This window comes from Aulosira sp. FACHB-615, assembly GCF_014698045.1.
Taxonomy (GTDB): domain Bacteria; phylum Cyanobacteriota; class Cyanobacteriia; order Cyanobacteriales; family Nostocaceae; genus Nostoc_B.
Window position 1 is genome coordinate 414,026 of sequence record NZ_JACJSE010000002.1, and the last position, 13,195, is coordinate 427,220.

A 13,195-nucleotide genomic window follows, 5' to 3' on the forward strand; every position below is an offset into this window, starting at 1 on the left:
AATCAATGCTTTTGAGAGCCATTATGGTGCATTTATATGATGCGAAATCTTGCGGAAACTATAATCACCGTATAGCTACTTCACTATGTATCTAATCTTGCACAAGTAAATTTTACCAAATCATTGATATTGATGTCTCCCGGTAAATTAACATCTAGCTCAATAATAATATTTCCTACTCGTACTAAATTCTCTTCTACACTTATCACTTGCCCTAATATTTCATGAGCAAAACCACTCTTCTTACGGCTAATATAAGGAGTTTTATTTATGGTTTCCAAAACAGGGTATTGGCTATTAAAAGATAAAAGTGGTTCTTCAATAAAATAACCTATACATTTATTACAAGGCTGACAAAAGGCAGCACACTCATAAACACCATCAGTTATATGTAATAAAGCCTCTTCAGCATCTTCTGAAAGAATTTCAATATTTTTAATTAACATATTATTAATAAATTCTTTTCCTCATTTTTCTCTAAATACCTGACACCATTCTCTTTGAAAATGCTCTTGAATTTCAACACTTACAGGCTCTACATCATCACCAGTTTTAAATATATCTACACGAGTTAATTGACCATCTTCACCCACTTTATAAACTCTTCGTCCCAATGCCATATCGATTGCCATACCCGTTATTATGATTTTTCTACTAGCTCCGTAGCAAATAGGCAAAAGACGGTGTAAAGCAAGTCTCTCTCGAACCCGCTTAAAAGACTCGAAAAAATGCCAATCTGTTTCTTCGATTACACCGTTAGCCCACTGTAATTTAATACGACATTCGGTGCGTCGTCCGCCAACTTCAGTCCAATCTCGGCAACCTAATTCAATCTTTGCTGGAAGCAAATTATTATCTGCATCTTTCAAGAAGATTTCATACTCACCAACAGCTTTTTCTGGTGCTTGTGACATTTAACCTTCCAAGTTTAGGTTTTCAATAATATCTTGAAGCCATTATCGCGTAAGGAAGTTGCTCCATATTGGCAGATGAAAGCTTTACCATTCAAGCATTTGAGTAAATAAACAGATTTTTTCTGGAATTAATTTTCTGACTTGCACCATATTTGATAAGTCAATATGGCGTTTCCTCGTCTGTTGAGGTACAAATTTATCTGTTTCCATCTGTATAGCCTGCGGCAAGCCGCTTACTCACCTAAATTTGCGGTTAACTGTTATTGCTTGTATCTCAGTAGAATAAGAACCGATATAAATATAATTTTCGCACCATCATTATAGTAATTGTGTTGGATTTTACAAACAATATTCTTGTTCACTTCCTAAAATACCAGTAATTATGAGCTATATTGAACTTTTTATAGCTTTTAATGCTGAAAGGAAAAACATCCTATGCGTTATTTATCACTTTATTTATTCAGTATCTTAACGGTTATTGGTTTGAGTGCTAATACTGTGGTGCAGGCAAATACACAAACCCAACCGACAAAAACATATTTAGCACAAAAACCCAACTGTAATGACCCGCAAACTCAATTGGAAATTAATATCTGCTCACAATTGTCATATCAAAATGCAGATAAAAAATTGAACCAAGTTTATAAACAACTGTTACCAAAGTTGTCAAAGACTAGACAGCAAAAATTAATTGCTGCACAGTTAGCCTGGATTAAGTTTCGTGACGCTAGTTGTGAGTTTGAAAGAAGTGCATACGAAGGGGGAAGTATTGCACCTGCGATTTATGCTGGCTGCTTAGAAGAAGCGACAAAACAGCGAACTCAACAATTGCGCGAGTATCTTCAACATGATGGTTGATAACTATCAGGTCGCTATGCTTGAACATAAAGAGGCAAGGTAGACAAGGAAGATAGGGGAGACAAGGGAGATAGGTTTGTTAATGACTATAGAAGCAGAAGCTACAAGAGAAAAGTAGTTTATGAAGCATTTTTTTGCTGGGATGCTTAACTTAAACGAGTCGCAGATTTTTTGTTAAAAAATGTAAATGAAATTCAAGCTAAAGTTGCGTTTAATTAAGCGATCGCAATGCGGGAAGTCACTCACTGCGGTAGTCTAGATGAATGTGAATGTATCGCCTGGTTTGACATAACGTTATTATGACTTCAGTTGTTTCCAGTGCAACCCGCACGATTCGTATTGGTTCTCGTAAAAGTCAACTTGCTCTAGTTCAAACATACTGGGTAAGAGAGCAACTACAAAAAAGTTTCCCAGATATCAATTTTGAAGTCCACACCATGTCTACCCAAGGCGACAAAATCCTGGATGTAGCGTTGGCGAAGATTGGCGATAAAGGACTATTTACAAAAGAACTCGAACTGGGAATGATCAACCAAGAAATTGACTTTGCAGTTCATTCCCTCAAGGATCTGCCGACTAATTTACCAGAAGGCTTAACCTTAGCAGCAATTACCGAACGGGAAAACCCCGCAGATGCTTTAGTTGTGCATGAAAAGTACAAAGACAAGCAAATTGACACTTTGCCAGAGGGTGCAGTCATTGGCACATCCTCACTGCGACGATTGGCACAGTTACGCAATCAATTTCCCCACTTTACCTTTAAAGATGTGCGCGGTAACTTGAATACCCGCTTGGCAAAACTCGATGCTGGTGAATATGATGCCCTGATTTTAGCAGCTGCTGGGTTACAACGCTTGGGTATGGGCGATCGCGTTCATCAAGTTATTTCCAAAGAAATTTCCCTCCACGCTGTCGGACAAGGCGCTTTAGGGATAGAATGTCGCGCTGATGACCAAGATTTGATATCTTTACTCAAAGCAATTGAACATCCCCAGACACGCGATCGTTGTTTAGCAGAAAGAGCATTCTTACGTGACCTTGAAGGTGGTTGCCAAGTACCCATCGGTGTAAATACAGAAATTGTTGATGGTAATTTAACATTAACAGGTGTAGTCGCCAGTGTAGATGGTCAAAAACTTGTTAAAGATACCGTCACAGGTGCAGCGAGCAACGCCGAAGCATTAGGGACAGAATTAGCTAACCTTCTACGGGAACAAGGCGCTCAAGAAATTCTTGAGGAAATCTTTGCTGAAATCCAACGGGGTTCTTAGGATACTGGCAAACAGATGTGGTTAGATAAGAGTTGAGATTAAAGGATGAAGTGTAAAGGATCAAGATTCTTTGATTAAACTGCCTTTATACTTCAGACTTCTTGTGAAAATATAGGCAGAACCGGGGAAACAACAAAGACCATGCGGATTCTATTCGTTGCAGCAGAAGCAGCTCCCGTTGCGAAAGTAGGAGGAATGGGTGATGTTGTGGGAGCATTACCTAAAGTCTTGAGAGAAATGGGGCATGATGTCCGCATCTTCTTGCCTTACTACGGGTTTTTACCAGACAAAATGGAAATCCCCAAAGACCCGATTTGGTGGGGATATGCCATGTTTCAGGACTTTGCAGTTTACGAGAGTGTGCTGCCCGGTACGGATGTGCCTTTGTATTTATTTGGACATCCTGTATTTAATCCCCGCCGCATCTATTCGGGCGAAGACGAAGATTGGCGGTTCACCTTTTTTGCCAATGGTGCGGCTGAGTTCTGCTGGAATTACTGGAAGCCAGACATCATCCACTGTCACGACTGGCATACAGGGATGATACCCGTGTGGATGCACCAAGACCCAGATATCACCACAGTGTTTACGATTCATAACCTGGCTTATCAAGGGCCGTGGCGTTGGTATCTGGATAAAATTACTTGGTGTCCTTGGTATATGCAAGGACACAACACAATGGCAGCAGCAGTGCAGTTTGCTGACAGGGTAAATACCGTTTCCCCAACTTATGCCGAACAAATCAAAACACCCGCGTATGGTGAAACTATAGAAGGTTTGCTGTCATTTATCAGTGGGAAGTTATCAGGGATTGTCAACGGTATAGATACTGAGGTTTACAACCCAGTCGATGATAAATATATTGCACAGACATTCTCGCCAGACACTTTAGATCAGCGTAAGAAAAACAAAGTTGCCTTACAAGAAGAAATGGGGTTAGAGGTCAACTCTCAAGCCTTTTTAATTGGGATGGTAAGCCGATTAGTCGAGCAGAAAGGCTTGGATTTGGTCATCCAAATTTTAGACCGCTTCATGGCTTATACAGATGCTCAATTTGTGTTGTTAGGGACAGGCGATCGCTATTATGAAACTCAAATGTGGCAATTAGCATCCCGCTATCCCGGACGGATGGCGACATATTTACTTTACAACGATGCCCTATCCCGCCGGATTTATGCTGGAACTGATGCCTTTTTAATGCCCAGCCGCTTTGAACCCTGCGGTATCAGCCAAATGATGGCAATGCGCTATGGTTCCGTTCCCATTGTCCGCCGCACCGGGGGATTAGTTGACACCGTATCTCACCACGACCCTATCAACGAAGCTGGTACAGGTTATTGCTTCGACCGCTACGAACCCTTAGATTTGTTTACCTGCATGATCCGCGCTTGGGAAGGTTTTCGTTTCAAACCTCAGTGGGGCGAACTGCAAAAACGCGGGATGAATCAAGACTTTAGTTGGTATCGTTCAGCCAAGCAATACGATAAGCTGTATCGTTCAATGTTTGGTTTACCAGACCCAGAAGAAGAAGCACCACAGCCAGAGTTAGTTTTAAATCAGTAGTTTTAAACGCAAAGTGGCGCAGAGTTAAACGCAGAGGAACACAGAGAGTTTTTGTTTTTTATCTGCGTTTATCTGCGTTTCATTATTTTCTAAATACAATGACTGAGGAACGAGAAAGAGCCGATAATGATTCGCCGTGGAAAGAAATTTTAGAAGCATACTTTCCCCAAGCAATGCAGTTTTTCTTTCCCCAAACAGCAGCCCTAATTAATTGGGAACGCCCCCACGAATTTCTCGACAAGGAATTTCAACAAATTGCCCGCGAAGCCGAACTTGGAAGAAGATACGCCGATAAATTAGTTAAAGTTTGGCAAATTGATGGGGAAGAAGTTTGGTTGTTAATTCATGTCGAAATTCAGGCGAAACCAGAAGATAACTTCGCCGAAAGAATGTTTTTGTATAACCTGCGAATTTTTGATAAATTTGCCAAACCAGCCATCAGCCTAGCAATTTTATGTGACGCTGACTCTACTTGGAGACCGAATCAATACAGTTACAATTATCCTGATTGCAGTCTGATTTTTCGATTCGGCACTATCAAATTGCTAGATTATCAAAATCTCTGGACAGAATTAGAAACCAGCAATAATCCTTTTGCGACAGTTGTCATGGCGCATTTAAAAACGCAGCAAACCAGCAAACAGCCAGGAGAACGGAAAAATTGGAAATTCAGCTTAATTCGCCGACTTTATGAACAAGGGCTAGAAGAAAGAGACATTCGTAACCTCTATCGTTTTATCGATTGGGTTATGATTTTACCAAAAGCATTAGAAGCAGAATTTTGGCAAGACTTTAAGTTATTCGAGCAGGAGCTTACTATGCCTTACATAACTACAGGCGAGCGCATTGGCTACGAGCGAGGCAAGGAAGAAGGTAAACAGGAAGGTAAACAAGAAGGTAAACAGGAACAAACACAAATACTTGTCTTACGACTACTGCAAAGAAGGGTGGGCAATTTACCCGACGAAGTTCGTCAACAAGTTCAAGGTCTTTCTTTAGAACAATTGGAAGCACTGAGTGAGGCTTTATTAGATTTTAGTGCGATCGCTGATTTACACAACTGGTTACAAACCAATCAAGCAGTATAGTTTAACTTGGAAATTAAATTACCACAGGCGATCGCCTGTAGTGAGGCTTTATGAAATTTTAGTGCGATCGCTGACTTACTCAACTGGTTACAAGCAAATCAAGCAGGATAGTTTAAGTTTTGTAACTAATAAAAGTAAAAAATAATCCTCACTTCTTTTGGTGAACCTAAAGCTAAGAGTTTCTCAAAAAAATAATCAAGAAATTCAGAACCAACAAATTCTCTATAACTTTCTACCCAACTGACTTGTACATTATCTGATTTAGGAAGATAATTCGAGTTTAGAGAATAGCAGTGCGCGTTTTCTGGCCATTGTTCGTAAGGAAATGGTTGATTACTAGAAAACAAGTTTGCGTACTGTGGTTCAACCAAGCCGTAAAATTTAATGAGTTTTTCCCAATTAAAACTAATCAGTTCTTGAACCAAAAGCCAAGACGCATTCCAACAATTATCATCTTCAATTTCAATATAAGTTTTTAAGAAAGGTGAAAGGTCTTTTGGCAACCCTCGTGGTCGAGATATAGGTATAATATCTACACCATACAACTTTAAAAATCTTTCCCGGCGCACACCTGCTAGAACAGCAAAAAACCCATAAGGTCTGCCGATATCTATGATTTCTAAAGTAGATAAATCTTGATGTGACTCCTTACTTAAATCCTCAGTTATTGATAATAGTGTCCATTGTCCATCCTGTAGACGTTCTGAAAATATTTTAATATCAGTACCCATAATTCGTACAGCCAAATTTAATTTTTGGTAAAGGCAAAATGAAAGTAATCAAAAAGCATAATATAAGTTAAATTACTACAGACGATCACATAGGGCGAGGCTTTATGAGATTTGAGTGCGATCGCTGATTTACACAACTGGTTACAAACCAATCAAACAGCATAGTTTAAGTTTTGTAACTAATAAAAGTAAAAAATAATCCTCACTTCTTTTGGTGAACCTAAAAGTAATAATTCTCCAAAAAAATAATCAAGAAATTCAGAACCAACAAATTCTCTATAACTTTCTACCCAACTGACTTGTACATTATCCGATTTAGGAAGATAATTCGAGTTTAGAGAATATAATTTCGCTTCCTCTGTCCATTGTTCGTAAGGAAATGATTGATTACTAGAAAACAAGTTTGCGTACTGTGGTTCAACCAAGCCGTAAAATTTAATGAGTTTTTCCCAATCAAAATTGAGCAATTCTTGAACCATAAGCCAAGAAGCATTCCAACAATCATCATCTTGAATATGTGATTTCAAAAAAGGTGAAAGGTCTTGTGGAAGACCTCGTGGTCGAGATATAGGTCTGATATCTGCACCATACCACTGTAAAAATCTTTCTCGACGGACACCAGCTAGAACAGCAAAAAACTCATAGTGTGTGCCGATATCTATTTTTTCTAGAGGTGAAAATTCTGCTGTTGATTTTTTTAGACCCCGACCTTTTGGTTTTAGCACTGCTGTCCATTGTCCATCTTGTAGAAACTCTACAAATATTTGGATTTGAGTACTCATAATTTGTGCAAATAAATTATTTTTTTGGGAAAGGCATTTTGCCTCTCCCTATTTATCAACCCACTCCCAAATAATTCTTTACAATTTGCAAAATTCTCTCGGCTGCATGACCATCACCGAAAGGATTAATCGCATTAGCCATTGCATCATACGCCGCAGAATTACTCAATAACTCAGCCGCCGCCGCCAAAATACTCGCGCTTTCAGTCCCGACTAATTTAGCTGTACCCGCCGTTACAGCTTCAGGACGTTCTGTGGTTTCTCGCAAAACTAATACTGGTTTACCTAAACTTGGTGCTTCTTCTTGCAAACCACCAGAATCAGTTAATAAAAAATGCGATCGCCCAATTGCACCCACTAATTCGGCATAATCTAAAGGTTCGGTCAAAAATACGCGCGGATGTTGCCCTAATAATGCTTGCAATGGTTCCCTAACTGTCGGGTTGCGATGCAGTGGTAATACCAAAGCAGTATCAGGAAACTTATCTAATATTTGCAGAAAACCTTGAGCGATCGCTTGTAATGGTTCTCCCCAATTTTCCCGGCGGTGAACTGTGGACAACAACACGCGATATTCATTCCAATTCAACCCCGGAACATTACAAGCTGGCTGACTCGCCGCCACATTTAATAGTGCATCAATCACAGTATTTCCAGTCAAGTGAATTTCGCCCAACACCCCAGAACGTTGCAAATTCTCCACCGCCAAAGTTGTTGGTGCAAAATGCAGTTGCGTAATTTGGGAAATTAACCTGCGATTCGCTTCTTCTGGATAAGGATTGTAAATATTATCAGTTCTTAACCCAGCTTCGACATGACCCACAGGAATTTTTTGATAAAAAGCTGCCAAGGCTGCGGCAAAAGCTGTGGTCGTATCTCCTTGGACGATAACTAAATCTGGTTTACTCTTTTGAAATAATTCTTCTAATCCGCGCAAGCTGCGACAAGTAATATCGCTTAAAGATTGTTTCGGCTGCATAATCTCTAAGTCATCATCGGCTTTGAGGTTAAACAGTTGCATCACTTGTTCAACCATTTCACGATGCTGTCCAGTTAAAATTACTTGCAACGCAAATTCAGGAGATTGCTGGAAAACCTGAATTACAGGCGCTAGTTTAATCGCCTCTGGACGTGTACCTAAAATAATGCCAACTCGCTTTTTATTAGTCATGGCTGGTAGTCATTAGTCATGGGTCATTGGTCAATAGTAAATGTTTCATCCCTACAAATGACAAATGACTAAGGACTAATGACTAAAAATGAAAAAACCCGGCTGAACCGGGCAGATGTACTGTTTGTCGTGTTTAACGCAATAGTTTTATTTGATTTCACAAGTTAAAGGGCAAGCTGCATATATAGAGGTCTTTTGTAATTCTTCAGTCTCTCCATGCAACCAGCTTAACCATTTGATGTCACTGGGATGTACACCTTTGAGGGTGAGAACACCAGCTGCGATCGCCACTGCCAAAATATTGAACAAAATTAACCCACCACCTACTAGTAAAACCGCACTAACAGGCATGACAGATTGTAAAACAATCGACAACAGACATCCGACCGTAGCCATCAAAACCACTAATGGAAAACCGACAACTAACAAACATACTGCCAACGTGAAAGTCCATATCAAGAAGCTTTTAATCATCATTAAGGAGTAGGTCTTTCCGAGATTAGAGCCTTGAGCCGAAACCATGACTTTTCCTCCTAAGTACACAGCAATCAATTTAATATCAGTGAGATAACGCTGTTGGCGAATCAACTGATTGTTTCAGTGAATCCCAGTATATAAAAAGGAATAGGAAAAATGAGCATTTGGTAACTTAACTTTACAGTTAAGTTTTTCTAATTATGAATGTAAAGTTCCGTTGATTTCTTGCTATGGAACTGGTTTGTGCCATCTATCTCAAGGAGTAGAAGCTGGTTCTTAACAGCCTCATCAGAATGTTTTCCACCCCGCAAATTGATCCCCTTAATATTTCTTATAAAAACTGGGGATGTCTCTCATAAATCACTAATTTGTCTGAAAAAAATACCTGCTGCTGATTTGGCTTTTAGCTGCTAGTCAATTGCCGGAATTTTGCGGAGAAATTTCTCATCTAATCGCCGGATGTTTTCACATTTGATTAAATGTATTATATATTGCTTTTATTTATAAGGGTTATTACTGAAGGATATATCAGGTTGCAGTGTGCTAAACAAGTTTATATAGACTTCAGGATTTTTTAACCTAATGGAGAGATTTGCACATTATCTAAAAAAATATACTAACTGACAAGCTAGGTGTAACGAAATGTTGCGATAAAGTTCTCAGCTAAGGAGCAGCAACAAACCTGCTGTCTGCCGTCCTTAGAACCACCAAGACAGATTTTTTGCAGATTCAAGTTCATAACTCCCTAATTTTGAAGATATATGACAGAAACACAAAACTCTGCCAATTCCCATCCGGCTGCTCCTCGGAATGTGCCACCTATGCCGCCGCCACCACCATCATTAGCGACACAACGGCAGCATACACAAACATTAGATATGTCTGCCCACCGGAATACAACTCAACCTGCACCACCGCCACCAGTTGCAGGTAATCGTCCCGCAAGTCCACCACCAGCAGCAAAAAATCCTTCTGGGTTAACTTTGGGAGCAATTATTAAAGAAGCTTTTGATAATGGTTATTCCGATATTCACTTGGGTGTAGGTGAAGTTCCCCGCTTCCGCAACCGTGGCGAAATTAGTCCCACAGAATATCCCGAAACAGATAATGCAACTTTCATGAGTTGGTTACGGGAAGTGATGACCGAGAAAGAAATTCAGCAATTTGAAGAAAACCTCGAATTTGATGGTGCAACTCAATATGAATTCGCCCGTGTTCGGTTGAACGTTTTTGGCTCGCTGAAAGGCCATGCAATGGTACTGCGGTTGATTCCCCTGAAAATTTTATCAATGGAACAGTTGCGCTTACCGCCAGTTTTCCGAGATATCTGCCACTCTCATAAAGGCTTAATCTTAGTCACTGGGCCGACTGGTTCTGGTAAATCCACCACAATGGCGGCGATGATTGACTATATTAATCGGGAAATGGCCAAGCATATCATCACCATCGAAGACCCGGTAGAATTTGTTCACCAAAGCCGCAAGTCATTGGTCAAACAACGGGAAGTGGGGATGCACACCCGCAAATTTGACAACGCTTTAAAAGCAGCTTTGCGGGAAGATCCAGATTTGATTCTGGTGGGGGAAATGCGGGATAAAGAAACCGTCAACACCGCCTTAAAAGCTGCCCAAACAGGTCACTTGGTAATGGGAACTCTGCACACCAACAGCGCCGTAAAAACCATTGAACGGATTTTGAATTTATACTCTGGTGCAGAACAGGATGCGATGCGGGTAGCCTTGGCCGAATCGTTGGTAGCAGTCATCGCCCAAGGATTGTGTCGAACGACTGATGGTAAACGAGCTGCATTCCACGATATCTTAATTAACACTGAGGCGGTTAAAGAATGGGTCAAAGACGGTAAATATGATGAAATTACCGAATTGATGAAACAAGCCAGTTTCGACGGCATGATTACCATGAATCAGTCGTTGCTCAATCTTTATCAAGAAGGTCGCATTACTGAAGAAATCGCTTTAGAAATGTCACCAACTCCTAACGAAATGGCTCAGTTTCTCCGAGGACGAGTTTAATTACAGTAAAGGTAAAAAGTTATCGCCTCGGCTTTTTACCTCCAAGTTCCCCAACCCCTGTAACTAGCTTGACTACACCTAAACTCTTTTTACCTAAAGTTTTTAAAGGCATTGCCTTATTCACACCCGGAGGCGATTTAATTTATTGCATCGACCCGAATAAACAGGGTCGATGGCATTTGCATTTGTGTGCTGCTTTACAAGAAATTCTCGATTTATCGGAACCGCCACATTTTTTAGTTCCTTGTTATACTGCCACAGTTGACCACTGGTTAGATCCCCATACGCAACAAATTCGGACTTTTGCCGAGGCTTATCCGGCAGTATTACAACATCAAGCTTTACTGAATACAATTTTTCATACGGGCGATTTAATCTGGCAAGCTGCACCTTGGCAAGATGGTTTGTGCGATCGCATGGTGTTAGGCACTTATCGTTCCACATTTCCCCAACTTTGGGAAGACCACGACTTAATTGTGAACTTAGATTTATCCGAAAAGGCTCCCAAATACTATCCACCAGTCAGAGCCACACAAAACATCCAACAAAAAACCCAATGTTACGTTTTGCGTTTATTTATTGCGGGTCATAGCGCCAATACCGAACGGATACTGCACAATCTACACGAAATGTTAGAGCGATCGCTCAAATATCCCTACACTTTAAAAGTGATTGATGTTTTAACTCATCCAGAACAAGCAGAAATTGATCAAGTGTCGGCAACTCCCACACTGGTGAAAGTTTGGCCGCAACCAATTCGACGCATCGTCGGCGATTTAGATAACGCCGAGAAAATTTTCCAAATGTTAGGTACTAAAGAAAAATTATAAAAAATTTATCGGATTTAGTATTCTGGCTCACAAAAAAAATCAACAATTAGTTTTACTCAAGAATATTGGCAGGTTAAATTTAATTTTTAATTAAGCTTTCCCACCCAAAAAACTTTGTATATTGCTTAGTAAATTGGGATTTATTTGGCCAAAAATGCTGGCGTTGCTGTTAGGAAAACCGTAAGTAAGAATTAGCCTCAGTTTTCATAGTTCAATTACATACTGTCTTGACAGGTATAAGATTTTCATGCTTTATTGAGTTAATTACAGTAACTCGATGGAGATGCTGTAGATAACGGGGTAAATCTTTAATGAACAAGTCGCAGCATCCGGCTAATATACATACTTGCATTGAGAAAACAGCACAGTTAATGCGAGTTTTGTATCAAAAAATCGGGAGAATTTGGTTCAACCAAACCTCTGTTAAAAGATTTGCATATTTATGCTTTTTAGGTGCGATTTTAAGTGTAGTTATCTCTGCTTGTGCAGGGAGTTATTCAGCGACAGAACCAGAAATTAAGCTAAGACTAGTTTCTTTTTCGGTCACTAAAGCAGCCCATGACCAAATTATTCCTAAATTTGTCGAAAAGTGGCAGAAAGAACACAACCAAAAAGTAGTTTTCGACCAAAGTTATGGCGGTTCTGTCGCTCAAGCAGCTGATGTAATTTCAGGTAAGCAAGAAGCAGATATAGTCCACTTAGCACTGCCGTTAGATGTCCTGAGAATTCAACAAGCTGGTTTAATTAAATCCAGTTGGCAGATTAGAACCCCCAGAAATGGTATTGTTAGCAAATCGGTAGCAGCAATTGTTACCCGTGAAGGTAATCCGAAAAAAATTCAAACTTGGGCAGACTTAGCGAAAGACAATGTACAACTCATTGCAGCTAACCCCAAAACTTCTGGAATTGGCATTTGGGAATTATTAGCTTTTTGGGGTTCGGTTACACAAAATGGCGGAGATGAAGCAACAGCATTAAACTACATTGCCAAAGTTTATCAAAATGCTGCCGTTCTCACCAAAGATGCCCGTGAAGCCAGTGATGTGTTTTTTCAAAAAGCTCAAGGCGATGTTTTAATCACCTACGAAAATGAGGTGAATTTAGCAGAGAAAACAGCCACAAAACTACCTTATGTCATCCCAGAATTAAATATTTCGATAGATAATCCTGTGGCTGTAGTAGACAAAAATGTTGATCAACACAAGACAAGAAAAGTAGCTGAGGCATTTGTTGACTTCTTATATTCTTCCGAAGCCCAACGGGAATTTGCTAAATTACAATACCGTCCGGTAAATCCTACAGTTACCCAAGAAGTAATCTCACAATATCCTCCCATTCAAACTTTATTCACAGCCCAAGATTTAGGGGGATGGGACATAATTCAAACCAAATTTTTAAACGATGGGGCAATTTTTGACAAAATTAAAGCTAATAGTAAAGCATAAATCCTCATCCAAATTCAGGGAATTAGCAATTG

Annotated in this window: 13 protein-coding genes; 7 read left to right on the forward strand and 6 right to left on the reverse strand. The window is 39.9% G+C overall.

The annotated features are described in order from the left end of the window. Positions 1-83: 83 nt before the first annotated feature. A complete protein-coding gene (locus tag H6G77_RS04055) occupies positions 84-446 on the reverse strand; it encodes a hypothetical protein (protein WP_190591976.1) in 363 nt (120 codons plus the stop codon). 21 nt (positions 447-467) lie between these two features. Continuing rightward, complete coding sequence (locus tag H6G77_RS04060; RefSeq protein WP_190591977.1) at positions 468-914, reverse strand: hypothetical protein; 447 nt, start codon at positions 912-914, stop codon at positions 468-470. Between the two features lie 435 nt (positions 915-1,349). Here H6G77_RS04060 and H6G77_RS04065 point away from each other — a divergent pair, with 435 nt between their 5' ends. The 4 genes from H6G77_RS04065 to H6G77_RS04080 all read left to right on the forward strand — a co-directional run bounded on the left by H6G77_RS04065 (position 1,350) and on the right by H6G77_RS04080 (position 5,694). Next, on the forward strand, positions 1,350-1,772 hold the full coding sequence (locus H6G77_RS04065) for a lysozyme inhibitor LprI family protein (protein WP_190591978.1): 423 nt from the start codon (positions 1,350-1,352) through the stop codon (positions 1,770-1,772). Positions 1,773-2,071: 299 nt separating this feature from the next. Further along, the gene (hemC, locus tag H6G77_RS04070) at positions 2,072-3,043 is read left to right on the forward strand and encodes a hydroxymethylbilane synthase (RefSeq protein WP_190674404.1); all 972 of its coding nucleotides are present in this window, start codon (positions 2,072-2,074) and stop codon (positions 3,041-3,043) included. A gap of 141 nt (positions 3,044-3,184) precedes the next feature. After that, positions 3,185-4,606 (forward strand): glycogen synthase GlgA, encoded by a 1,422-nt coding sequence (glgA, locus tag H6G77_RS04075; RefSeq protein WP_190870893.1) that lies wholly within the window; start codon positions 3,185-3,187, stop codon positions 4,604-4,606. A 98-nt stretch (positions 4,607-4,704) separates the two neighbouring features. Beyond that, complete coding sequence (locus H6G77_RS04080) at positions 4,705-5,694, forward strand: DUF4351 domain-containing protein (RefSeq protein ID WP_190674398.1); 990 nt, start codon at positions 4,705-4,707, stop codon at positions 5,692-5,694. Positions 5,695-5,819: 125 nt separating this feature from the next. Here H6G77_RS04080 and H6G77_RS04085 read toward each other — a convergent pair whose 3' ends face one another. From H6G77_RS04085 to H6G77_RS04100, 4 genes are all read right to left on the reverse strand, one after another. After that, positions 5,820-6,425 (reverse strand): hypothetical protein, encoded by a 606-nt coding sequence (locus H6G77_RS04085; protein WP_190870894.1) that lies wholly within the window; start codon positions 6,423-6,425, stop codon positions 5,820-5,822. A 179-nt stretch (positions 6,426-6,604) separates the two neighbouring features. Next, positions 6,605-7,207, reverse strand: a complete 603-nt coding sequence (locus H6G77_RS04090) for a hypothetical protein (protein ID WP_190870895.1) — start codon at positions 7,205-7,207, stop codon at positions 6,605-6,607. 55 nt (positions 7,208-7,262) lie between these two features. Beyond that, the gene (wecB, locus tag H6G77_RS04095) at positions 7,263-8,378 is read right to left on the reverse strand and encodes a non-hydrolyzing UDP-N-acetylglucosamine 2-epimerase (RefSeq protein WP_190870896.1); all 1,116 of its coding nucleotides are present in this window, start codon (positions 8,376-8,378) and stop codon (positions 7,263-7,265) included. 147 nt (positions 8,379-8,525) lie between these two features. Further along, positions 8,526-8,900, reverse strand: a complete 375-nt coding sequence (locus tag H6G77_RS04100) for a hypothetical protein (RefSeq protein WP_190591984.1) — start codon at positions 8,898-8,900, stop codon at positions 8,526-8,528. A gap of 716 nt (positions 8,901-9,616) precedes the next feature. Here H6G77_RS04100 and H6G77_RS04105 point away from each other — a divergent pair. From H6G77_RS04105 to H6G77_RS04115, 3 genes are all read left to right on the forward strand, one after another. Next, entirely contained in the window at positions 9,617-10,888 is a 1,272-nt protein-coding gene (locus tag H6G77_RS04105; RefSeq protein WP_190591985.1) for a type IV pilus twitching motility protein PilT, read from the forward strand. A 68-nt stretch (positions 10,889-10,956) separates the two neighbouring features. Continuing rightward, positions 10,957-11,718, forward strand: coding sequence for a circadian clock KaiB family protein (locus tag H6G77_RS04110; RefSeq protein WP_190591986.1), 762 nt, complete (start codon positions 10,957-10,959; stop codon positions 11,716-11,718). A 371-nt stretch (positions 11,719-12,089) separates the two neighbouring features. Further along, on the forward strand, positions 12,090-13,163 hold the full coding sequence (locus tag H6G77_RS04115; protein ID WP_396020666.1) for a sulfate ABC transporter substrate-binding protein: 1,074 nt from the start codon (positions 12,090-12,092) through the stop codon (positions 13,161-13,163). Positions 13,164-13,195: the final 32 nt, after the last annotated feature.